The organism is Rhodococcus sp. NPDC127593, from assembly GCF_042671975.1.
In the GTDB taxonomy this organism is placed as follows: domain Bacteria; phylum Actinomycetota; class Actinomycetes; order Mycobacteriales; family Mycobacteriaceae; genus Rhodococcus_F.
Genome location: NZ_JBHXWI010000017.1, coordinates 55,593 through 82,378, shown reverse-complemented (window position 1 = coordinate 82,378; position 26,786 = coordinate 55,593). Strand labels below are relative to the sequence as shown.

General features: G+C 70.8%; 1 protein-coding gene. It reads right to left on the bottom strand.

The features are described from left to right. Positions 1-56 precede the first annotated feature (56 nt). Positions 57-26,786, bottom strand: a complete 26,730-nt coding sequence (locus tag ACFVJ3_RS17720; RefSeq protein ID WP_378453265.1) for a non-ribosomal peptide synthase/polyketide synthase — start codon at positions 26,784-26,786, stop codon at positions 57-59.

The following is a 26,786-nucleotide window of genomic DNA, read 5'->3' as shown; positions in this document are numbered from 1 at the left end:
CGTTCGCCGTCAGCAGGGCGCACAGACCCCATAGTCGCACAGCGGCGCGGACCTGTTCAGCGGATTCGGTCGTCGCGGCGCCGGGTGCGACCGGCCTCGAGATACCTCGACAGCACCGGCCCGATGACGGCGAGGGACCGCGGCTCGATCATGTCGTTGTGCCCGCAGTCCACCGCGTGCTCGTCGATCCGGCCGCTGACCAGCGGCCGCCATTCCTGCGCCGACCGCGGCCTGGTGTCGGTGTCGTCCGCGCCGACGGCGGGGAAGATGAGCAGGTCGCCGTCGTAGACCTGCGGCACGAACCGGTGGACCAGGTCTCGCGAGATCTCGTAGCCGGAGTTGATCCGCGCGAGGTCCTCACCGCGGAGCCCCGAGTCGCTGCCCCACGACTGGTTGAGAAGCCGCGCCGCCTCCTCGTAGGTGAGCTCGCCGTTCGTCTCGACGACCAGACCGAGGCCGCGGAGCAGGTCCTTCATGTCGAGCTTCCCGAACAGCGGATCCTCGCCGTTGTCGGGATAGCTGTCCATGACCGTGAGGGTGGCGACGTCGTCGCCGGCACGCTGGAGTTCGACGGCCATCGCGTGGGCGATGACCCCACCCAGCGACCAGCCGAGCAGGTCGTACGGTCCCTCCGGCTGGATGGCCTTCATCTCCTCGACGTACCGGTGCGCGAGTTGTTCGATCGACTGGTAGTCGCCGTCGCCGCTGATCGTGGGCAACTGCAGTCCGTACGCGCGGAAGCCGGCGGGCAGATACCGGACGAGGCCCGCATACCCCCAGGAGAGCCCGATTCCCGGGTGGACACAGAACAGCGGTCGTCCAGTGCCCTCGGTGCGCAGCGGAATCACCACCCCCAGCGCCTCCGTCACACTGCCCTCCGCCGACGGCAGTGCGATCCTGCTGGCGAGGCCGGCCGGGGTGGGATCGAGGAACATCCACTGCAGCGGGATCTTCCGATCGAGCCTCTCCTGCAGGGCGGCGATCACCTTCGTCGCGAGCAGGGAGTTGCCGCTCCTCTCGAAGAAGTTGTCCTCGGCCCCCACCCGGTCGAGACCGAGCACCTCGGCGAAGACGTCCACGACCGCCGCCTCGAGGTCGTTCGCCGGCAACCGGAAGCCGGCGCCCGAGAGGAACTCGGGTGCGGGCAGTGCGGCGCGATCCAGCTTGCCCACCGGCGTCAGCGGAATCTGTTCGAGGACGACGATCGCGGCGGGCACCATGTGGGCGGGCAGACGCTCCCCGACGAGACGGGTGAGTTCCGCGGTGTCGACGTCCGCGCCGCCGATCGGACGGACATACGAGACGAGCAGCGGTTCACCGGCAGGCCCGGCACGGCCGATCGTGACGGCGAACCCGACGTCGGGATGATCGGTGAGTGCGGCGTCGATCTCGCCGGGTTCGATGCGGAACCCGCGGATCTTCACCTGGAAGTCGCTGCGCCCGACGTACTCGAGGGTGCCGTCCCGGCGCCACCGCACCACGTCGCCCGTGCGGTACATCCGCTCACCCGGGGCACCCCAGGGGGCGGCCACGAAACGGGAGGCCGTCAGACCGGGCCGACGGTGATACCCGGACGCCAGGGCGCGTCCCGACACGTACAGCTCACCGACCACACCGACCGGCACCGGGCGCAGCCGCGAATCCAGCACCACCTCCGAGACACCGCGGGTGGGTGCGCCGAGTGTGATCGGGTCGCCCGGCACCAGCGCCTCGCTGATGTTCGACATGATCGTCGTCTCGGTCGGCCCGTAGGCGTTGAACATCCGGCGGCCGGGCGCCCACCGGGCGACGAGTTCGGGTGGACAGGCTTCACCGGCCACGACCAGAGTCCGCAGCGATTCGAAGCCGAGGGGGTCCATCGACGCCAGTGCGGTCGGGGTGACGAATCCGTGGGACACCCGCTCGTCGCTCAGCAGTGCGGCCAGTTCGGTGCCGCCGTAGATCGTCGGCGGGGCGATCACCAGCGTCGCACCCGCGCAGAATGCCATGACCAGTTCGAACACGGACGCGTCGAAACTCGGCGACGCGAAGTGCAGCACTCGGGCGCCGGGTGTGACGCCGAGGCGGTCGCGCTCCTCTGCGGCGAGGTTCGCCAGGCCGCGGTGCGTGACGGCCACTCCCTTGGGGACGCCCGTGGATCCGGACGTGTAGATGAGATAGGCGGGATGTGCTTCGTGTAGCGGTGCCGTCCGGTCCGCGTCGGTGACGGGGTCAGGCGACTGCACCCGGATCCGCTCCTCGTCTTCCGCGTCGTCGAGCACGATCCAGTTCACGGTGCCGGGCAGCCGATCTCGGTGTGCCCGGAGGGTCACCCCGGACACCGCCCCGGAATCGGTGAGCATGTGCTCGATGCGGTCGAGCGGATATCCGGGGTCGACCGGCAGGAACGCGGCGCCCGTTCGCGCGACGGCCCACACCGACAGCACCGATTCGATCGAACGCGGCAGGCTCAGCGCGACGGTGGTTCCCGGACCCGCACCGTCCTCGATCAGGCGGCGCGCCAGCCGGTTCGACGCCTCGTCGAGTTCGCGGTAGCTGATCGTCCGGCCCCGATAGGACACCGCGTCGGCGCCCCGGTCTCGTTCGACCGCAGCCGACAGCAGTTCCGGCAGCAGGACATTCGGGGCGTCGGGTGCGCCGCGCGCCGGGGTGAGCGCCGCGACTTCGTCGATGCCGAGGATCTCGATGTCGCCGACCGGAACACCGGGTTCCGCGGTGACGGTGCCGAGGATGCGCACGAACCGTTCCGCGAACCCGCGCACCGTGTCGGCGTCGAACAGGTCGGTCGCGTAGTCGATCGCACCCACCATTCCCGCCGCGCTGCCGTCGGCGGCGAACCGCTCGTCGAGGATCACCTCGAGGTCCACCTTCACGACGGCGAGGTCGGGATCGAGCCCCTCGACGGTCAGCCCCGGCAACCGCAGTGCGGGATTCTCGGTGTTCTGGAATTCGAGGGACACCTGGAACAGCGGCGAGTGGGCGGTCGACCGCACCGGTCCGACGGCGTCCACCACCCGTTCGAAGGGCAGGTCGGCGTGCGCGAAGGCACCGAGATCGGCGTCGCGCACCCGCGCGAGCAGGTCACGGAACGGCTGTCCCGCCTCCACCGGGGTGCGCAGGGCCAGCGTGCCGACGAACATGCCGACGAGGTCGTCGAGCGCCGCCTCGCCGCGCCCGGCGATCGGGGTGCCGATCGCCACGTCCCCGGTGCCGCCGAGCCGGCCGAGCAGTACGGCGAGTGCAGCGTGCACGATCATGAACTCGGTGGACCGGTGTTCTCGCGCCGCCGTCCGGATCCGCTCGTGCAGGCCGGGGTCGATCGCGAAGCGCACCCGCTCGCCGCGGAACGACTGCTGTGCGGGACGCCGACGGTCGGCAGGCAGTTCGAGGAGTTCGGGCAGCCCGGCCAGCGCCGACTCCCAGTAGTCCAGTTGCCGCGAGATCAGCGACCCGGGGTCGTCCTCCGAACCCAGCAGCCTGCGTTGCCACAGTGTGTAGTCGGCGTACTGGACCGGCAGCGGCGTCCAGACGGGAGCGCGGCCGTGGACGCGGGATTCGTACGCGATCATCACATCCCGCACCAGCGGTGCCATGGAGAAGCCGTCGGCCGAGATGTGGTGGACCACGACGGCGAGCACGTGGTCCGTCGGGTCGAGGGAGAACAGGGCGACGCGCAGCGGGGCGGCTTGGGCGACGTCGAAGCCGGCCGTCACGAGCCGGGTGAGTTCCTCCCGGAGCCGACCGTCGTCCGCGACCGCGGTCGGCGCGAGCATCGGGGCTTGTTCTGATCGGCCACAGCCTTGGTGGCCGGTGGGCGCGAGGATCTCCTGGACGGGTTCGCCGTCGCGGAGCGGGAAGCGGGTGCGCAACGACTCGTGCCGGGTCACGACGTCCGTGACCGCGGCGGTCAGCGCCTCCACGTCGAGGTCGCCGGTGAGCCGCACCACCATCGGGATGTTGTAGGCGGGCGAACTCGTGTCGAACTGGTTGATGAACCACATGCGCTGCTGGGCGTAGGACAGCGGGATGCGGTCGGGACGGTCCCCGGCGGTGAGGGCGGGGCGGCCGGACGGACCCGCTCCCGCGTGCTCGATGCGGGCGGCGAAGGCCTCGACGGTGGGCGCCTCGAACAACGCCCGCACGCCGATGTCGGTGTCGAGTGCGGCGCGCAGGCGGGCCACCGCGCGGGTCGCGCTCAGTGAGTTGCCGCCGAGGTCGAAGAATCCCGCATCCGCACTCACCCGGTCGAGTCCGAGGACCTCCGCGAAGACGTCGGCCACCGTCTCCTCGACCGGATCGGCGGGTGCCCGGTATTCGCGCGCACCGACGTCGAATTCGGGTGCGGGCAGTGCTTTGCGGTCGAACTTGCCGACGGCGTTCAGCGGGATCTCGTCCAGCACCGTGATCGAGGACGGAACCATGTGGGCGGGCAGCCTGCCCGCGAGACGGCGGGTGATCTTCTCGGTATCGAGGGTGCGCTCGGGCGCCGGCACGACATACGACGCGAGGAGTGTGTCCCCGGCCGGTCCGCGGTAGGCGACCGTGGCCGCGAACCGGACGTCGGGGTCCGCCACGAGGGTGGTGTCGATCTCGCCGAGTTCGATGCGGAACCCGCGCACCTTCACCTGGAAGTCGCTGCGGCCGACGTACTCGATGGTGTGCTCGGCGGTCCAGCGCACGATGTCGCCGGTGCGGTACATCCGCTCCCCGGGAGCGGCGGGGTCGGCGACGAACCGCTGCGCCGTCAGCCCGGGGCGTCGGTGGTAGCCGCGCGCCAGTCCCGCACCGGCGAGGTACAACTCCCCCGGAACCCCGACCGGAACGGGTTGCAACCGGGAATCCAGCACCAACTCCGTGACACCGCTGATCGGTCCGCCGATGGTGATGCGCTCCCCCGGCGTCAGGGGATCGCTGATGTTGGACATGATCGTGGTCTCGGTCGGCCCGTACGCGTTGTACAACCGGCGTCCCGGCGCCCACCGGGACACGAGTTCGGGTGGGCAGGCCTCGCCGCCGACGGCGACCTCGGTGAAGTGATCCAGCCCGGCCGGGTCGAGGGACGCGAGCGCCGCCGTGGTGACGAACGCGTGCGTGACGTGCCGGTCGCGGATCAGCTGGGCGAGTTCGTCGCCGCCGAAGACGGTGGTCGGCGCGATCACCATCGTCGCCGCCGCGCCGAACGCCTGCAGGTACTCGAACACGGAACCGTCGAAGCTCGGTGTCGAGAAGTGCAGTGTCCGCGACCCGGGATCCGCCCCGAAGCGGGCGAGTTGGTCGCGCGCGAAATTGTCGAGACCGCGGTGCGTCACGGTCACGCCCTTCGGCCGGCCGGTCGACCCCGACGTGTAGACGAGGTACGCGGCCGTGTCGAGGGTGACCGGTGCCGTGCGGTCGCCGTCGTCGACCGGTGCCGCGGATGTGGCAACGCACTCGGCGGCGAATGCGGGGTCGTCGAGAACCAGCCAGCCGGTGTTCTCGGGCAGGCGGGCGCGATGCTCGGACATCGTCAGCCCGAGTGTGCACTCCGAATCGGTGAGCATGTGCGTGATGCGCTCGCCCGGATAGTTCGGGTCGACGGGCACGAACACGGCCCCGGTCCTGGCCACCGCCCAGACGCACAGCACCGACTCGATCGAGCGTGGAATACCCACGGCCACCGACTTTTCCGGCCCGAGTCCGCGGGCGATCAGAGCACGGGCGAGCCGGTTGGATCGCTCGTCCAGCTCCCGGTACGACACCTCGACGTCGCCGGACGACAGGGCGACCGCATCGGGGTCGACCGCGACGGCGTCCGTGAAGATCTGCGGGAGCGTGCGGACGGAGCCGGCGGGACCACCGCGGACCGGTACCAGTTCCGCGCGTTCCCGCTCGGTGAGCAACGACAGCCGGGCCAGCGGCACGTCGGGTCCCGTGCAGGCGTCGAGCACCCGCACCACCCGCTCGGCGATGTCCTCGATCGCGCCGGGGGCGAACAGGTCGGGCACGTACTCGAACTTCAGGTGCAGGCTTGCCGCCGCCGACGCGACGAGACTCAGCGGGTAGTGGGCGGCGTCGCGGGCATCCACACCCGTCACGCGGAGCCCGGCGATGTCGGTGTCTTCCGACAGCCCCGCCCGGTCCACCGGATACGACTCGAACACGGTGAGGGTGTCGAACCCGACGCCGGGACCCGCGGCGTCCTGGATCTCGGCGAGACCCGTGTAGTGGTGATCGAGCATCGCCGCCTGCTCGGCCTGCACCCGCTCCAGCAACGCACCGAGTGTCTCCTCCGGGCGCAGCGTCACGCGCACCGGAACGGTATTGATGAACAGCCCGACCATCGTCTCGATGCCGGAGAGTTCCGGCGGCCGGCCGGAGACGGTGGCGCCGAACACGACGTCGTCGCGTCCGGTGAGCATCCCCAGCACGATGCCCCATGCCGTCTGCAGAATGCTGTTGAGGGTGAGCCCGCGCGTCCGCGCGGATTCGCGCAGCCGGTCGGTCCGGTCCTCGTCGAGATCGAACACCCACTCCCGCGACACGGTCGACAGCTGCCGAGCCCGGTCGGCAGGCACCAGCAGCGTCGGTTCCTCGACCCCCGCGAGGGTATCCGCCCAGGCCCGCGCGGACAGGTCGGTGTCGCGCCCGCTCATCCACGCCAGGTAGTCGCGGTAGTCCCGCACACGCGCCAGCGGCGAGGGGTCGGCGTCCGTGGCGTACAGCGTGAGCAGTTCCCGGATCATCAGCGGCATCGACCAGCCGTCGAGCAGGATGTGGTGGTTCGTCGACACCAGCCGGCAGCGGCCGCCGGCCGTCCGCACCAGCAGGAACCGGATCAGCGGCGCGGTGGCCATGTCGAAGGGGGTGGTCCGGTCGGCGGCCAGCAGTCGCTCGATCTCGGCAGCCGCCGCGTCCTCGTCCAGTCCGCTCAGGTCCATCTCCCGCCAGGGCACGGCCACCCGGCCCGAGACCACCTGCACGGCCCCGCCGTCGGCGTCGTGACAGAACGCGCTGCGCAGGTTCGGGTGACGGTCGAGGAGTGCGGCGGCGGCCCGGCGCAGTCGTGCGGCGTCGACGTCGCCGCCGAGGTCGAGAATCAGCTGGACGAGGTAGGCGTCGACCGATTCGTCGGCCAGTTCGGCGTGGAACAGCATGCCCGCCTGCAGCGGCGACAGCGGCCAGACGTCGGTCATCGCCGGGTAGCGGCGCTCGAGGTCGTCGATCGCGCTCTGGCCGAGCCGGACGAGGTTCAGGTCGGACGGGGTGAATCCGCCGCCACCGGACCGGGCGTGCGCGGTGAGGGCCTCGAGCGCGCCGGCCCACAGGCTCGCGAGTTCGCCGACGTCGTCGGCGGCGATCACCCCGACGGGGAACGACCACGTGGCGGTGAGTGCGGGACCGGCGGCGGTGTCGGTGGTCCTGGCGTTCACGTCGACGACGGCCGCGGCGGGCAGCCCGGAGTGCGCGGCGGCCGCGAGGCCCGCGTCGGCGACCGGCATCCAGTCGCCGTCCGGAGCGGAACCCGAACCGAGCCTGCCGAGGTAGTTGAAGCTCACCTGCGCGCCCGGCAGGGCCGCGAGTTCGGGAGCCGTCTCGGCGTCGAGGTAACGGAGCAGCCCGAACCCGATGCCGTGGTCGGGGATCGACTGCAACCGCTCCTTCACCGCCTTGACCGCGACCCCGGCGGCGGGGCCGGCCGCGAATGCGTCGTCGATGTCCACGCCGCTCAGGTCGAGGCAGACCGGGAAGATCGTGGTGAACCAGCCGACGGTGCGGGCGAGATCGGCGCCCGGAACCACCTGCTCCTCACGACCGTGCCCCTCGAGATTCACCAGCGCGCCGGACGACTCGATGCCTCGCACCCGGCGCCAGCGGACGAGCGCCAACGCCAGCGCCGTCAGCAGTCCGTCGCCGACACTCCCGTGGAAGGCCTGGGGGAGCGTCGTCAGCAGCGCCTCGGTCACCTCGACGGGAATCCGGACCTCGACGTCGGAGGTCTGGACGTCGGCTGCGGTGAGGGCCCGCGACCCGAGCGGTGGGTCCGGGGTGTCGAGCATCTGCCGCCACAGGTCGAGTTCGGCTGTGCGAGAAGGCTCCTGTGCCACATCCGTGAGGGCGTGCGCCCACCGGCGCATCGACGTGCCGGTGCCGGGCAGGGTAGGCGGCTCACCCGACAGCACCTGAGCGCAGGCGAGGGCGAGGTCGGGGACGAGGATCCGCCACGACACCCCGTCGACCACCACGTGATGGGCGACGATCAGCAGCCGCCCCGGGGCTGCCGGTGTCGCAGTGCTCGCGAACCAGACCGCCTGCACCATGACACCCGACTCCGGGTCCAGCCGGCCCGTGGCCGCGTCCAGTTCGCGGGACGCAACCTCGGTGAACGAGTCCGCGGCGTCGAGTGACACCGTGCGCACCACCGCGGTCGCCCGCACCCAGCCGGGGGGCGCGACCGCCATCGCCGCGCCGAACTCGGCCCGGTCGCTCCGGTACAGCCGGGCGCGCAGCATGTCGTGCCGGTCCAGGACTGCCTGCATCGCCGCCGTCAGCGTGTCCTCGTCCAGTGCGGCGGGGGTGGTGAACAGCGCGGCCTGCGAGTACCGCCGGAAATCACCGTCCCTGCCCAGCATCCAGTGCACGATCGGGGTCAGGTGGAGTTCGCCGACGCCGCCGCCGGGCAACTCCTCCAGCGTGACCGTCTGCTCCCCCGCGGTCGCGACCTCCGCGAGTGCGGCAACCGTCTTGCGTTCGAACACGTCCCGCGGGGTGATCACCACCCCGGACGCCTTCGCCCGGGTGACGAGCTGAATCGACATGATGGAGTCGCCGCCCACCCCGAAGAACGAATCGTCGACGCCCACCGATTCGAGGCCGAGCACCTCGGCGAACAGGCCTGCGAGGATCCGCTCCGTCTCCGTGGCGGGTGCGCGGCCGAGCGACACCTGCCGTCCGAAGTCCGGTTCGGGCAGCGCCCGGCGGTCGAGTTTGCCGTTCACGGTGAGGGGCAGGGCGTCCAGTACCACCACGGCCGCGGGCACCATGTGCGCCGCCAGCCGGCCGGCGACCGCGTCGACGATTCCGGCCGGGTCCAGCACCCGGCCCGCCTCGGGCACCACGTAGCCCACCAGTCGTTCGCGCCGCGCCAGCACCACCGACTGCGCCACGCCGTCGCAGGCGAGGAGCGCCGATTCCACCTCTCCGAGCTCGATGCGGAAGCCCTTGACCTGAACCTGGAAGTCGTTGCGGCCCAGATATTCCAGCTGGCCGTCCGCGTTCCACCGGCCGAGGTCGCCGGACCGGTACATCCGCGAACCGGGTGTGTGCGGGTCGGCCACGAACCGGGTCGACGTGAGCGTGAACCGGCCCAGATAACCCCGGGACACCTGCGCGCCCGACACATAGAGTTCCCCGACCACTCCCGGCGGCACCGGGTGCAGGCGGGAGTCGAGCACGTACACGCGCAGTCCGGGCAGTGCCCGGCCGATCACGGAGGCCGACGCGGACGCGGCGAGTTCCTCGTCCAGCGGCAGGTGACTGACGTGCACGGTGGTTTCCGTGATGCCGTACATGTTCACCAGCGCCGGGGCGGTGTCAACGCGCCGCGCGTACCAGCGGGTGAGCTGCCCCAGGTCGAGGGCCTCGCCACCGAACACCACTACGCGGAGGGCGAGTTCGGCGGCGCCGGCGACCCGGTCCGCCTCGGCGAGTTGGTAGAAGGCGGTGGGGGTCTGATTCAGGACGGTGACGTTCTCGTCCCGGAGCAGTCGCAGGAACATGTCGGGTGAGCGGGTCGTGAAGTAGTCGACCACCACCAGTCGGCCGCCGTGGAGCAGCGCACCCCACAGCTCCCAGACGGAGAAGTCGAACGCCGCCGAGTGGAACATGGTCCACACGTCGGAGGCGTCGAACCGGAACAGCGGCTGCGTGTCCGCGAACAGGGTGACGACGTTGCGGTGCGCCACCTGAACGCCTTTCGGCTGCCCCGTCGAGCCGGACGTGTAGATGACGTACGCCACCGAGTCCGGGCGCAACGGCCCGGTCCGGTCGCCGTCGGTCACCGGCAGCGGCGACGTACGGTCGAGTTCGGCCGCCGTCTCCGCGCTGTCCACGAGCAGGAGCGGGACCCCGCTCCCCCGGACCGCGCCGGATTCGGCCTCGGTGGTCAGCACACACACCGGCCGGGCGTCGGCGAACACGAACGCGAGCCGCTCCGCCGGGTACGTGACGTCCACGGGCACATAACCGGCGCCCGACTTCACCACCGCGAGCAGCGCCACCACCAGATCCACCGACCGCGCCGCGGCGACGGCCACCAGGGTCTCGGGGCCGGCGCCCCGCGCGATCAGCAACCGCGCCAGACGATTCGCCCGGGTGTCCAGCTCGTCGTAGGTGAGCGAGACGCCTTCGCACACGACGGCCGTCTCGTGGAGGGACCGCTGCGCGGCCTGCTCGAACAGTTCCGCCAGGGTCGCGTCCGGTACGGCGGGCTCGGCGAACGCCGGCAGCACGAGGTCCCGCTCCACCGTGTCCAGGATCTCGATGTCGCCCACCGGGAGCTCCGTCGCAGCGGCGACCGACTCGAGCACCCGGAGGAACCGTTCCCCGAACCGGGCGACGGTGTCGCGATCGAGCACGTCCGTCGCGAACCGCAGTCCGGCAGCGAGTCCGGCGGGTGCGCCGTCCGCGTCGATCCGTTCGGCGAGGCTCAGTTCCAGGTCGAACTTCGCGACGCCGAGGTCCACGTCGAGCGAGTCGACGGTGAGTCCGGGCAGTTCGAGGTGGGTACCCTCCGCGTTCCGGAATTCGATGAGCACCTGGAACAGCGGGGTGTGCGCGGTGGATCGTTCGGGGGCGAGATGATCGACCAGCCGCTCGAACGGGATGTCCGCGTGCTCGAACGCACCGAGGTCGGCGGCCCGGACCGCGGTCAGTACCTCACCGAACGACGCCCGCGGATCCACCACCGTCCGCAGGACGAGCGTATTGACGAACATACCCACCACGTCGTCGAGCACCGCCTGCCCGCGACCGGCGACGGGCGTTCCCATCGTGACGTCGTCCGTGCCCGACAACCGGGACAGCAGGACGGCGAACGCCGCGTGGACCGCCATGAACAGTGTCGAATTGTGCTGGGCCGCGATCGTGTTCAACGCCCGGTGCAGCCGGGTCGGCACGTCGAACTCGACGACGTCCCCGCGGTAGGACCGCTGGACGGGGCGCGGCCAGTCGACCGGGATCTGCAGCACCTCGGGCGCACCGGACAGGGTGTCCGTCCAGTAGCCCAGTTGCCTCGACAGCACCGAGTCCGGATCGTCCACCGCACCGAGGAAGTCCCGCTGCCACACGCTGTAGTCGGCGTACTGCACCGGCAGCGGGGTCCACCCGGGCGTCTCACCCACGGTCCGGGCGGTGTACGCGAGCATGATGTCGCGGGCCAGCGGCAGCATGGAGAACCCGTCGGCGGCGACGTGGTGCACGACGATGGCGAGGACGTGCTGCTCCGGCCCAAACTCGAACAGCCGGGCGCGGAACGGGATCTCGTCGCTCACATCGAAACCGGCGCCGACCAGGGCTGCGAGCGCGTCCCGCAGTGGGCAGTCACCGGCGACGGCCACCGGATCGAGGCGGGGGGTGGCCCGCCCGGGATCGACGATCACCTGGTGCGGTCCGTCGACCGACCCGGGAAACACGGTGCGGAGCGATTCGTGCCGCTCGACGACGTCGCCGACCGCCGCGAGCAGGGCGGCGTGATCGAGGGCGCCGGTCAGTCGCAGGGCGATCGGGATGTTGTAGGCGGGCGAGGACGTGTCGAACTGGTTGACGAACCACATGCGTTGCTGCGCCAGCGACAACGGGATCCGGTCGGGGCGCGGTCGGGCGGTCAGTGCCACCGACGGGGTGGCCGCCGTCGCGGCCGAGTCGATCCGGACCGCCAGATCGGCGACCACGGGCGCGTCGAACAATGCGGCCACGCCGATCCCGGCGTCGAGGGCGGAGTTGATGCGCGCGACCGCCCGGGTGGCGCTGAGCGAGTCGCCGCCGAGTTCGAAGAAGCTGTCGTCCGCACCGACGCGCGGGGCACCGAGCACGTCGGCGAACACCTGCGCGACGGCCTCCTCGACCGGAGTGGTGGGCGCCCGGTACCCGATGGTCGCCGACGTGAATTCCGGCGCGGGCAGGGCTTTCCGGTCGAGCTTGCCGACGGGGGTCAGCGGAATCTCGTCGAGGACGACCACCGCGGCGGGCACCATGTACTTGGGCAGGATCCGGCCCGCGAACGCGAGCACGTCCGGCGCCGCCACCTCCTCGCCGTCGTGCGGCAGCACGTACGACACCAGCGCCGTGTCCCCCAGCGGTCCCGGCCTGCCGAGGGTCGCGGCGAAGTCGAGGTGTGGGTGGGTGGTGAGAACGGAATCGATCTCCCCCAGTTCGACGCGCTGACCGCGGATCTTCACCTGGAAGTCGCTGCGCCCGAGGTACTCGAGGGTGTGGTCGCGACGCCACCGCACGACGTCGCCCGTGCGGTACATCCGGCCGCCGCCGTAGGGGTCGGCGACGAACCGCTCCGCGGTGAGCGCGGGCCGCCGGTGGTATCCGCGGGCCAGCGCCGGTCCCGCGATGTACAACTCGCCGGGCACCCCGGCCGGAACGGGCTGCAGCCGCGCGTCGAGGACCGACAGCGCGATGCCGCGAACGGGGCTCCCGATGGTGACCGGCTCGCCCGGTCTCATCGGCCGGCTGAACGTGGTGAGGATGGTCGCCTCGGTGGGGCCGTAGCCGTTGAACATCAACCGATCCGCACCCCACGCGGCGACCAGTTCGTCGCCGACGGCGTCGCCGGCCACGACGAGCGCCTCGAGGTGCTCGATGCCGTCGCGCTCCACGGTGGCCAGGACGGCCGGGGTGATGCAGGCGTGGGTGACGCGTTCGCGCCGCAGCAGCGCCGCCAGTTCCGCACCGCCGTAGACGTCGGGGGGAGCGATGACGAGCGTCGCACCCGCGGCACACGACTGGACGAGCTCGAGTATCGACACGTCGAAGCTGGGTGAACAGATGTGGAGGCACCGGGCGGCGGGCGACACGGTGTAGTGCTCGGTCTGCTCGGTGAGCAGGTTCGCCAGACCGCGGTGGGTGACGACAACGCCCTTCGGCCTGCCGGTGGACCCGGACGTGTAGATCGCGTACGCGGCGTGGTCGACGTCGAGCACCGACCGGCGGTCCAGGTCGGTGACGCGGACCGGCGATGCGGCGGCCCACGTGCGGTCGAAGGCAGGATCGTCCAGCACCAGCCACGGCACGGAGCCGGGCAACCGGTGCCGGTGAGTCGACGTCGTCACACCCAGTGCCGCACCGGAATCGGTCAGCATGTGCTCGATGCGATCGGCGGGATAGTTCGGGTCGACGGGCACGAACGCCGCGCCCGCTTTCGCGACCGCCCACACCGCCAGCACCGATTCCCGTGATCGGGGTAGCCCGAGCGCCACGAACGTCTCCGGCCCGGCACCGCGTTCGATGAAGACGCGGGCCAGCGCACTCGACCGCTCGTCGAGCTCGCGGTAGCTCGTCTCGCGTCCGTCGCAGACGAGCGCGGGTGCCTCCGGCCGGTTCCCGGCCGAGGCTGTGAGAATCTCGGGCAGGGTCTTCGGCGGCCCGGCGGGGGCCCCGGACACCGCGGTGTACTCCTGGAGTTCGGCCTCCGACAGCAGGGTGAGGTGGGCGATGGGTGTGTCGATGTCCGACAGCATGATCTGCACGACGCGCGCGACGCGGGCCGCCACCGACTCCGCGAACTCGCTCTGGAAGACGTTCGGCTGGTACCGCAGGCGCAGGTGCAGTCCGGTGTCGACGTGCGCCATCAGGGTGAACGGGTAGTGGGTGGAGTCGATCCCCTCGATCCCGGCGACGTGCATGCCGTCGATGTCGGTGTCTTCCGACAATCCCATGCGGTCCACCGGATACGACTCGAACACGGTCAGCGTGTCGAACGCGGCGCCCTCGCCCACGGCGCGCTGAATCTCCGTGAGGCCCACGTAGTGGTGATCGAGGAGGGCCGACTGTTCACGCTGGAAACGCTGCAGCAGTTCCGCGAGCGTCTCCTCACGGCGCAGGCGCAGCCGGACGGGCACCGTGTTGATGAACAGCCCGACCATCGACTCGATGCCGGCAACTCCCGGTGGGCGGCCGGACACCGTGGCTCCGAAAACCACGTCCTCGCGCGTGCCGAGTGTGGTCAGCACCAGCCCCCACGCCACCTGGACGAGGGTGTTCATCGTCAGTCCGTGCTCCCGTGCGACGGCCTCGAGCGCCCGGGTCTTCTCCTCGCCCACGTCGAGACGCACGTCCTCGGGTTCGGCGAAGCTCTGCTCGCCGCGCACTGCGGGGGCCACGAACGTCGGCTCGTCCGAGCCGGCGAGGGCGGATACCCAGGCGGCCGTGGAGCGTTCATGGTCCTGCCTGCCGATCCACTGCAGGTAGTCGCGGTAGGACGTGACGCGGGGAAGGGCCGTCGTGTCGCCGTCCGTGGCGTAGAGGATCAGCAGGTCCTTGATCACCAGTGGCGTCGACCATCCGTCGAGCAGGATGTGGTGGTGGGTCACGACCAGCCGGTAGCGGTCGGGTGCGGTGCGCAGCAACGTGAATCGGAGCAGCGGCGCCTCGGACATCTCGAACGGGACCGCGCGGTCGGCCGTGACGAGTGCCGTCGCCTCCGCGGCGCCCCGGGAGTCGTCGAGATCCGACAGGTCGACGTCTGTCCACGGCGCGGTCGCCCCGGCGAGTACCACCTGGACGGGTCCGCCACCGGTGTCCGCGAACGCCACCCGGAGGTTCGCATGCCGGTCGAGCAGGCCCTGCGCGGCGCGGCGGAGCCTGGCGGAGTCGACGGTGCCGCGCAGGTCGAGGACCAGCTGCACCTGATACGCGTCGAGGCGATGCTCGGACAGCTGCGCGTGGAACAGCAGACCGGCCTGCAGCGGTGACAGCGGCCAGATGTCGGCGAGGTCCGGGTAGGTGCTCTCGAACCGGTCGATGTCTGCCTGCCCGACGGACACCAGATCGAGATCGGACGGCGTCAGCCCGCCTGCGCCCGGACGGCTCGCGTGCTCGGCCAGGGCGGTGAGTCCCCGTACCCACAGTGCGGACAGCTCTTCCACGTCCTCGGCGGCCAGCACACCGGTGGGGTACGACCACGTCGCCGTGAGTACCGGTGCGCCGTCCCGGACGGTGGTGGCGGCGTTGACGTCCACGACCCAGGCGGCGGGCATGTCGTAGTTCTGGGTTCCGCCGAGGTCCCCGCTGCCGGCGACGGGCAGCCAGGGCACGTCGCCCGCGCTCGTCGCCACCCGGCCGAGGTAGTTGAAACTCACCTGCGGTGGCCGGAATCGGCGCAGTGCCTCCGAGCTGACCGGATCCAGGTGTCGCAGGATCCCGTACCCGATGCCGTGATCGGGGATGGCGAGGAGTTGTTCCTTGATCGCCTTGATCGCGGACCCGGCCGCGTCGTCGCCGGCGAGGGCGGCGTCGATGCCGATGCCGGTGAGGTCGAGTCGCGCCGGGAACAGGGTGGTGAACCACCCGACGGTGCGGGACAGGTCGGCGCCGGGCACGACGTGGTCTTCGCGGCCGTGACCCTCGAGGTTGATCAGCACGTCGGCCGTCTCGACCCCGCGGTGCCGCCGCCATCGAATCATCGCCAGTATGAGCGCGGTGAGGAGGCCGTCGCCGACGGTGCCGTGGAAGGCGGCGGGCAGTGTGGTGAGGAGTGCCTCGGTGACGGGTGCGGGCACGTCGACGGTGACGCGGCCCGTCGTGGCATCGACGTCGACGGCCGGATCCAGCGGCCGGAAGCCGAGGAGCGGGTCGGGACCGTCCAGGATCGACTGCCACCGCCCCTCTTCGGTGCGACGGCCCACCGCGGCATCGGTGAGTCCGTGCGACCACCGCCGCATCGACGTCCCCACGGCAGGCAGCGCGGCAGGCAGACCCTCGGCGGCGCGAGTGTGGGCCGCCGCCAGATCCGCGATCAGGATCCGCCACGACACGCCGTCGACCACGAGATGATGCGCGACCAGCAGCAACCGCCCCTGCCCGCCGGGACCGTCGAACCAGAGCACCTGCACCATGCTGGCCGAGGCCGGGTCCAGGCGGTCCGCCGCCGCATTCAGTTCCGCTCTCGCCACGGCATCGAAGTCGCCGGCGTCGAACGACGTCACGGGCACGTGATGGATCAGCGCATCGGCAGGCACCGATCCGGTGGGCAGCACCGTCATCGCCCACTGCCCCGCCTCGTCGACGGCGAACTGCGCGCGGAGCATGTCGTGGCGGTCCAGCACCACGTCGACGGCGGCGACGAGGCCGTCGCGGGTGAGCCGGGGCGGTGCGGTGACCAGCACCGCCTGGGAGAACCGGTCCAGCCGGCCACCGCTGCGCCCCAGCATCCACGCGACGACGGGCGTCAGCGGAACCGGGCCGACGCCACCGCCTGGCAGTTCCTCCAGCACCACGGCATCCGCCCGCTCGTAGTGGGCCACCTCGGCGAGACCGGCAACGGTCCTGCGCTCGAACACGTCCCGCGGGGAGAGGATCAGACCCGCGGCCTTCGCGCGGGCCACCAGTTGGATCGACATGATGCTGTCGCCGCCCAGCGCGAAGAACGAATCGTCCACCCCCACCGACTCGAGTCCCAGTACATCCTGGAACAGGCCGGCGAGCAGCGCCTCCGTCTCGGTGCGGGGCGGACGACTGTCGGTGACGGCGACTCCGAAGTCCGCTTCCGGCAGGGCCTTCCGGTCGAGCTTGCCGTGGACCGTCACCGGGAGCGCCGCGATCACCACGACGGCGGCGGGCACCATGTACGACGCGAGCCGCGTGCCCGCGAACTGCAGGACCACACCCGGATCGATGTCCGCTCCGGGTTCGGGTACCACGTACCCGATCAGCCGGTCGCCGGAGCGTTCGTCCCGGCGCACGTCGGCGACCGCCGCCGCCACGTCGCCGTGCGCGAGCAGCGCCGACTCGATCTCGCCGAGCTCGATCCGGAATCCGCGGATCTTCACCTGGAAGTCGGTGCGCCCGAGGTAGTCGAGTTGCCCGTCCGCCGTCCAGCGCACGAGGTCGCCGGTCCGGTACATCCGGCTGCCCGCCGGCCCGAAGGGGTTGGCCACGAAGCGTTCCGCGGTGAGCGAGTACCTGCCGTGATAGCCGCGCGCGAGCGCCGGCCCGGCGAGGTACAGCTCCCCCGCGACCCCCGCCGGTACGGGATGCAGCCGCTGATCGAGGACCGCCTCGGTGAACCCGAGCGTCGGCGCGCCGATCGTGACCGGTTCGCCCGGCGCCAGCGGGGTGCTGATGCTCGACACGACGGTCGACTCGGTCGGACCGTACGCGTCGAACATGGCCCGGCCCGGCGCCCAGCGGGCCACCAGTTCCGGCGGGCAGGCCTCGCCGCCGGTCACCACGCACTGCACGCTCTCGAGGCCTGCGGGATCGACCGAGGTGAGCGCCGCCGGGGTGACGAAGCAATGCGTGACCCGCTCGCGCAGCAGCAGATCCGCAAGCTCGTCGCCGCCGTACACGGACGGGGCCGCGATCACCATCGTCGCGCCCGGACCCACCGCCAGCATCAGCTCCAGCACGGAGGCGTCGAAGCTCGGCGACGCGAAGTGCAGGGTCCGGGACGCCGCGGTGGTACCGAACGTGTTCTGCTCCGTCGCAGCGAAATTCGCCATGCCGCGGTGTGTGGTCACCACACCCTTCGGCCTGCCCGTCGATCCCGACGTGTAGATCACGTACGCGGGATGGTCCACGTGCAACGCCGACGTCCGGTCGGTGTCGGTCACCGCCCCCGCCGGGAGCAGCGCCAGCTCGGCCTCGGTCCCGGGGTCGCCCGGCACCAGCCACGGGATCGACGCGGGAAGGGCAGACCGCAGCGCGGCCGTGGTGAGACCGGCGACGGCGCCCGAGTCGCCGAGCATGTATTCGATGCGCTCGGCCGGATGGTTCGGGTCGACCGGCAGGAACGCGGCCCCGGTCTTGGCCACCGACCACACGGCCAGCACGGATTCGATCGACCGCGGCAGTGCCAGAGCTACCACCTGTTCCGGGCCGACGCCGCGCTCGATCAGGAGCCGGGCGAGCCGGTTCGACCACTCGTCGAGGTCCCGGTGGGACACCTGACGTCCTTCGAAGGACAGCGCCGCGGCGTCCGGGTCCGCGGCGGTGGCGGCCGTCAGCAACTGCGGCAGCGTCCGAGCGGCCACTCCGGGGCCCCCGCTCGCGGACGTCAGTGCGACCCGCTCGCCGGCGCCGAGGACGTCGACGTCGCCGACCGGGGCGTCCGGCGACTCGGTGACGGCGCCCAGGATCCGGACCAGACGCTCGGCGAACGCGGCCACCGTGTCCGCGTCGAAGATGTCGGTGGCGTACCCCAGCGCCGCGCTGATGCCCGCGGGATGTCCTTCGGCGTCGACGTTCTCCCGCAGGGTCAGCTGCAGGTCGAAGTTGATCGTGTCGAACGCGAGGTCGAGGGGTTCGACGTGGAGGCCGGGCAGCTCCAGCTCGGGGCGCTCGGTGTTCTGGAATTCGAGCATCACCTGGAACAGCGGTGAGTACGCCGTCGAACGGGAGGGCCGCAGGCTCTCCACGACGCGTTCGAACGGGACGTCCGCGTGCGTGAACGCCCCGAGATCGGCCTCGCGGACCTGGGCGAGCAGCTCGGCGAACGTGCGGGCACCGTCGACGGGGGTGCGGAGCACGAGGGTGTTCACGAACATCCCGACCAGGTCGTCGAGTTCGGCCTCGCCGCGTCCCGCGATGGGTGTGCCCACGGCGATGTCGGCCGACGCGCTCAGCCGCGACAGCAGGACCGCCAGCGCGGAATGCAGGGCCATGAACACGGTCGATCCGTGCCTGCGTGCGAGCTGCACGACGCTCCGGTGGAGGTCCGGGTCGATCTCGAACTCGACGCGGCCTGCACCCAGGGCGCGGGCGGCCGGGCGGGACCGGTCCGTCGGCAGTTCCAGCACATCCGGGAGGTCGGCCAGCGTCGCGGTCCAGTAGGCGAGCTGGCGGGCGAGCGGCGAACCGTCTTCGTCTTCGCCGCCGAGCCAGTCTCGTTGCCACAGTGTGTAGTCGGCGTACTGCACGGGAAGCGGGGTCCAGTCCGGCGCGACGCCGTGCAGCCTGGCGGTGTACGCCGACAAGACGTCGCGGGCGAGCGGAACCATCGAGAAGCCGTCCGCCGCGATGTGGTGCACGACCACGGCCAGCACGTGCTCGTGCGCGTCCAACCCGAACAGCCGGGCCCGCACCGGTGCCTCCGTCGTCACGTCGAACCCTGCGGAGAGCAGGCGGTGCAGTTCCGCGTCGAGGTCCGCCGACCCGACGGCGTGCGGTGTGAGAGCGGGCGCCACGTTCTCCGCCGGGAGGATCACCTGCCGCGGACCGCTGTCGGTGAGGGGGAAGACGGTGCGGAGGGACTCGTGGCGCTCGACGACGTCGGCGACGGCCGTCTCCAGCGCCTGCGCGTCGAGCGTGCCGGCGAGGCGGAGTGCGATCGCGACGTTGTACGCCGAACTGGCCGTGTCGAACTGGTTGATGAACCACATCCGCTGCCCTGCGAGCGAGACGGGGACCTCCCGCGACGGATCCCGCGGGGCCGGCGCCGGCCGGGATTCCGGGCGGGAGTCCCCGGCCTCGGCGCGGGCGGCCAACCCGGCGACGGTGGGGGCGTCGAACACGTCCCGCACGCCCAGTCGGTCGCCGACCGCGGCGTTGACGCGGGCGACGAGCCGGGTCGCGGTCAGCGAGTTTCCGCCGAGTGCGAAGAAGTTGTCGTTCGCCCCCACCCGGACGGTGCCGAGCAGGTCGGCGAACACGGCGGCGACGATTTCCTCGACCGGGTTGCGCGGGGCGACGAAACCCACCGTCGATGTGCCGAAGTCCGCTTCGGGCAGCGCCTTCCGGTCGAGTTTGCCGTTGATCGTCAGGGGCAGGGCGTCGATCACCACGACCGCGGCCGGCACCATGTACGACGGAACGCTGGCCCCGACCGCGTCGAGTACCGCCGCCGCGTCGATATCGGCACCCGTCTCCGGGACCACGTAGCCCACCAGCCGGTCGCCGTCCCGGTCGTCGCCGCGCACCACGACCACCGACTGCGCCACCCCGGTGCACGCGGCCAGCGCCGCCTCCACTTCGCCGAGTTCCACCCGGAACCCGCGCAGCTGCACCTGGAAGTCGCTGCGCCCCACGTACTCGAGCCGACCGCCCGCACCCCACTTCACGACGTCGCCCGACCGGTACATGCGCGCCCCCGCCCGGTGGTGGTCGAACGGGTCGGCGACGAAACGCGTCGCGGTCAAACCCTGCCTGCCGATGTAGCCGCGAGTCACCTGGTCGCCCGACACATACAGCTCGCCCACCACCCCGGGCGGCACCGGATGCAGCCGGGCGTCGAGGACGTAGACGCGCAGACCGGGGAGTCCGCCGCCGATCACCGAGCCCGGTACGGACGCCGCCAGCGCGCGGTCGAGGGCGAGGAAGCTGACGTGCACCGTGGTCTCGGTGATGCCGTACATGTTCACCAGTACGGGGGCTCGGTCGTCGTGCCGGGTGTACCACCGCTCCAGTTGCCCGACGTCGAGGGCTTCGCCGCCGAAGATCACGTGCCGCAATGACAGTGGCGTTCCGCCCGTGTCTTCGACGGCATTCGCCGCACGATCGGCCTCCGTCAGCTGGTAGAACGCCGTCGGGGTCTGGTTCAGCACCGTCACCCGTTCCCGGCGCAGCAGTTCGAGGAACGTGTCCGGCGACCGCGCGGTGAAGTAGTCGACCAGCACCAGCCGGCCACCGTGGACGAGCGCACCCCACAGTTCCCAGACGGAGAAGTCGAAAGCGTACGAGTGGAACAGCGTCCACACGTCGGACGAGTCGAACCCGAACAGCTCCCGGGTGTTGGCGAGCAGCGTGACGACGCACCGATGGGACACCTGGACGCCTTTCGGCCGCCCGGTCGACCCCGACGTGAAGATGACGTACGCGACGGCGTCGGCCCACAGCGGCCGCAACCGGTCCGAGTCGGTGACCGGCAACCCGGACAGTTCCGCCACCGCACCGGCCGTCGCCGGATCGTCGATCGCCACCACCGGAATTCCGGCCGGTGCCAGCGACGCGAAGTCCGCGCTCACCACGGCGCAGACGGGTCGCGCGTCCTCGAACATCGCTGCCACCCGCTCGGCGGGATAGCTGGTGTCGACCGGCACGTACCCGCCACCGGCGGCGAGCACCGCCAGCAACGTCACCACGAGCGCAGGCGTGCGATCCACCATCACCGCGACCAGCGACTCGGTTCCCACACCCTCGGCGATCAGCAACCGTGCCAACCGGTTCGCCTGCTCGTCCAGTTCGCCGTAGGTCAGCGTCTCGTCGCCGCACACGATCGCGGTGGCGTCCGGGGTCGCCGTGGCCACCCGCGCGAACAACTCGACCACGGTCTGCGCGTCGGCGGTGACACCCTCGCGGTTGTACCGGTCCAGCACCAGGTCGCGCTCGACCGCACCGAGAACCGGAATGTCCCCCACCACCGCCGCCGGGTCGTCGACCACCGCCCGCAGCACCCGGACGAAGCGTTCCCCGAATCCCTCCACCGACGTCCGGTCGAACACGTCCGTCGCGTACCGGAAGGCGGCGGACATCCCTGCGGCGGTGCCTTTCTCGTCGTGGTATTCGGCGAGCGACAGCTGCAGGTCGAATTTCGCGACCCCCGGGTCGACGTCGACCGCATCGACGGTCAGGCCCGGCAGTTCGAGATGGGCGCGCACGGTGTTCTGGAATTCGAGCAGCACCTGGAACAGCGGCGAGTGGGACGTCGACCGGCCCGGAGCCAGCTCGTCGACGACGCTCTCGAACGGAACGTCCGTGTGCCCGAACGCGCCCAGATCCATGTCGCGGGCCCGGGCCAGCACGTCGGTGAACACCTCTCCCGGCTCCACCGGGGTCCGCAGCACCAGCGTGTTGACGAACATCCCGACGAGGTCGTCCAGCGCCGCCTCACCGCGACCCGCGATCGGTGTGCCGATGGCGACGTCACCCGACCCGGACATCCTCGACAGCAGCACGGCCAGCGCCGCGTGCATCACCATGAACAGCGTCGCGTGGTGCTCACGCGCGAGAAGGAGCAGTTGCCGGTGCAGGCCCGCGTCGATCGAGAACGCCGCGGTCGCACCCTCGAGCGAGCGGGCGGCCGGCCTGTTCCGGTCGAGTGGCAGGGCGCTGACCTCCGGGAGTTCGGCCAGCACACCGCGCCAGTACTGCAACTGCCGGGACATGAGGCTGTTTGCGTCCTCGGCACTGCCGAGAAGGCGACGCTGCCACACGCTGAAGTCCGCGTACTGCACGGGCAGCGGCTCCCAGCTCGGCGGCGTCCCGGATCGGCGCGCAGAGTAGGCGACCATCAGGTCTCGGGCCAGCGGCGCGAGCGACGCCCCGTCGGCGGCGATGTGATGCACCACGATGACCAGCACGTGTTCGTCGGGGCCGGTCCACAACAGCGACGCGCGCAGCGGGACCTTCGCGCTCACGTCGAACCCGCCCGCGAGGAGGGCCCCGATCCTCTCGTGCAGCGACTCGTCGCCGTCGACCTGCGGGGTGAGATCGGGGACGACCTCTGCGACATCCACGATCACCTGGTACGGGCCGTCCTGCGACGCGGGATACACGGTGCGCAACGACTCGTGCCGTTCGATCACGTCCCCCACCGCGGCAAGCAGCGTGTCCGCGTCCAAGGGTCCGGTGAGGCGCACGGCCATCGGGATGTTGTACGCCACCGACGACGTGTCGAACTGGTTGATGAACCACATCCGTTGCTGCGCCAGCGACAACGGGATCCGCTCGGGCCGCTCCCCGACGATCAGAGGCGGTCGGTCCACGAGGTCCGTCCCCGCACGGCGAACGTACGCGGCCAGCAGTTCGGCGGTGGGCGCCTCGAACAACGCCCGCACACCCACCTCCGATCCGAGTGCCGCGTTGACGCGCGCGATCACCCGCGTCGCCACGAGTGAATTTCCGCCGAGGTCGAAGAAGCTGTCGTCGACACTGATCCGCTCGACGCCGAGGACCTCGGTGAAGACCTCGGCGATCGACTCCTCGACCGGATCGGCAGGCGCCTTGAACTCGGCGGCCGCGGACAGGAACCGCGGTTCCGGTAGCGCCGCACGGTCCAGCTTGCCCACCGGGTTCAGCGGAATCTCGTCCAGCACCACGACGACAGAGGGAACCATATACGCCGGCAATCGGTTCCGCACCTGTCGCAGCAGTTCGGTCGTCTCGATCGGCCTGCCTGGAGCCGGGACGACGTACGAGACCAGGACCGTGTCCCCGGACGGTCCCGGCCTGCCGATGGTGACGGCCAGTCGCACGTCCGGTTGCGTCTGCAGCATCGCGTCGATCTCGCCGAGCTCGATGCGGAAGCCCCGCACCTTCACCTGGAAGTCGCTGCGCCGCAGGTACTCGAGCGTGTGGTCGGGCCGCCACCGCACCACGTCACCGGTGCGGTACATGCGGCCCCGGCCGTACGGGTCGGCGACGAACCGCGCCGCGGTGAGACCGGGCCGGCGGTGATAGCCCCGCGCCACACCGGCACCGGCGATGTACAGCTCGCCCGGCGCGCCGACGGGTACCGGATGGAGCCGGGCGTCGAGCACCACTTCCTCGGCGCCCCGGAGCGGCCCGCCCAGCGTGATGGGGTCACCGGGGGTCATCGGTGCGCTGATGTTCGCCATGATGGTCGTTTCGGTGGGACCGTAGGCGTTGTGCAGCCTGCGGTCCGGCGCCCACCGGGCCACCAGTTCGGGCGGGCAGGCCTCACCGCCCACGACCACGTCGAGGAAGTCGCCCAGCGAATCCGGCGGGATCGTGCCCAGCGCCGCGGTGGTGACGAAGCCGTGCGTGACACGCTCCGACCGCAGCAGGTCGGCCAGTTCCGAGCCCCCGTACGCGGACGGCGGCACTACCACCATCGTCGCGCCGACCCCGAACGCCTGCAGGTACTCGAACACCGACGCGTCGAAGCTCGGGGTCGAGAAGTGTAGCGTCCGAGACGATCTCGTGGCCCCGAACCTCTCCTGCTGGTCGGCAGCGAAGTTGTCGAGCCCGCGGTGGGTGATTGTGACGCCCTTCGGCTGCCCCGTCGAACCGGACGTGTAGATCAGGTATGCGGCATTGCCGAGGTGCAGTGGCCGGATGCGGTCGGAGTCGGTCAGCGGACGGTCGGAGCGGGCGGCGCAGTCGGCCTGGAAGTCCGGATCGTCCAGCACGCACCAGGGAATCGAGTCGTGCAGGCGGCCGAGCGCCCATTCCTCCGTCAGGCCCAGCACCACACCCGAATCGGCGAGCATGTATTCGATCCGATCGGCCGGGTAGTTCGGGTCCACCGGAACGAAGGCCGCCCCGGTCTTCGCGACGGCCCACACGGACGCCACCGACCGGAACGAACGCGGGAGCGCCAACGCGACGAACGATTCCGGTCCCACCCCGCGATCGATCAGCATGCGCGCGACCTGCGTCGACCACCGGTCCAACTCTCGGTACGACAACTCCTCGCCCTGCCGCGACAGCGCCGTCGCCGCCGGATCCAGTGCCGCGGCGTCCGCGAAGAGGTCGGGCAGGGTGCGCTCGGACCGGCCCGGCCGGCCTCGAACCGGCGTCAGTGCGGAACGTTCGTCTGCGGAGAGGATCTCGATGTCACCGACCGGAACCTCCGGATCGGCCGTCATCGCGTCGAGTATGCGGAGGTACCGCTCGGCGGCCACCCGGATCGTGTGGACGTCGAACAAATCTGCAGCGAAACCGAATTCGACGGTGACACCCGCAAGACCGCCCGACTCGTCGGCCGCTTCGATCACGGTCACGCACAGGTCGAGGCCGGAGACGGTGGAACCCCGGGAGCCGGGCGCTCGGGTGTCGAGCAGCACCTGGACGATCGGTGCGTACGCGTCCGACGCCGACACGCCGAGCTCCCGCACCAGACGGTCGAACGGAACACCCGTGTGCGCCACCGCCTCGGTGGCGACATCCCGGACGTGCGACAGATAGTCGCGGCACGACACCTCGCCCGCGTACCGTGACCGCACGACCACGGCGTCCGTGCGATCGCCCACGTCCACGGCCGTTCCGACGGCGATGTCGCTACTACCGGTTACCCTGCCGATCAGAATCGACAGCGCCGTCAGGAACACCGTGCGGCCGGTGGTGCCGGTGGCATCGGCCAGTGCGGCCACGCGGCGGTGCAACTCCCCCGGTACCACCACGGTGACCCGGTCGCTCGCCTGCGACAACCTCGCGGGCCGCCGACGGTCGGTGGGCAACGGCAGGAGGTCGGGCAACCCGTCCAGCTGGCGGCGCCAGTACTCGATTTCCGCCGCCTCGCGCAGAAGCCGTTCGCCGGTACGGGAACTGGGCTCGTGGATGCTGCCCACCCGGGACGCCGGGTCGGCGGTGGCCAGTTCCTCGAGCAACTCGACGAACTGCTGATGGTGTTCCCGCAGTTCCGCGTCCTCGTAGCGGCTGGGATTCGCGCGGAAGTCCACGAAGATCCTGGTGGGGGTGCCGCTCTGATACACGTTGATCAGCAGGTCCTCGACCGGACCCGACGTGACGATGTGGAAATCGCCGAGGAGCGAACCCAGCGCGACCTCCTGACGGAACAACATAACGTTCACCATCGGCCCGAACAGTGCCGTCGTCGCGGTGTCGCCCGCGTCGCGGCGGATGTCGTCGAGGCTGCACCGCTGGTGTCGCAGTGCGGCGACCAGCTCACGCTGGACCTTCTCGATCAGTTCCGCGACGGTGTCGTCGGCCCGGACGCTGACGGGCATCGGGGCCACGTTGACGAGCATGCCGCCGGAATTGCGCAGCACCGCCGTCGTGCGCGCCGACACCGGAATGGTCACCAGCACATCGGTTCTGCCGGTACGTCGCGACAGGTAGCACGCCGCGGCCGCGATGATGGTCGCCGCCGACAGGCTGTCGCGGGAATCGAGAACGGCCACAACGTCGTCCGAGAGGATGGCACTCTCCACCGTGCTGGTGGCCGACACGTGCCCCGCCGTCCGCGCCAGCGTGGTGCCCTCGAGCCCGGCGACCCGCCCCGCCCAGTACTCCCTATCGGTCACGAAACGCTCGGAGGCGCGGTACCGGCTGTCGATGTCGTACAACTGCCGCAGGCTCACCGCCCGGTTCGGATCCGGTTCGCGTCCCGCGACTTTCGCGGAATAGCGGTGCGCGATGCGGCGCAGCATCGTCATGGCCCCGTAACCGTCGAGGGCGACGTGGTGAATCCTGCTGTACCACAGGAAGTGCGTGTCGCCGGTCTGCAGGATCGACGTCTCCACCAGCCGGTCGGCGCTCAGGTCGAGCGGTGTGACGTAGTCACGTTCCATCCATTCGTGCGCCGCCGCCACGGGGTCCTCGTCCGCGCGGAAGTCGACGTACGCGATCGACGTGTCCGTCCGATAGTCCACGTACTGCAGCGGCCGGCCCTCGACGTCGTACACCTTGAGGAAGGGCGATTCGAATTCACGGGCCGCTTCCACTGTCTCCTGCTTGAGCAGGTCGATGTCGAGCGCACCGTGAAACTCGACGTACTGGGCGATGGAGATCGGAACCTGCGGTTCGAGTTGCTGCGCGAACCAGGTGGCCCGCTGGGCCGCCGAGAGCGGAATCGGTTCGCCGCCGCCCGGAACACGCAGGTCCGCGGGGCGGCGCGTTTCTCCCGCCCCCGGAACGGGTCCTTCACCTTGTCCAGGGCACAC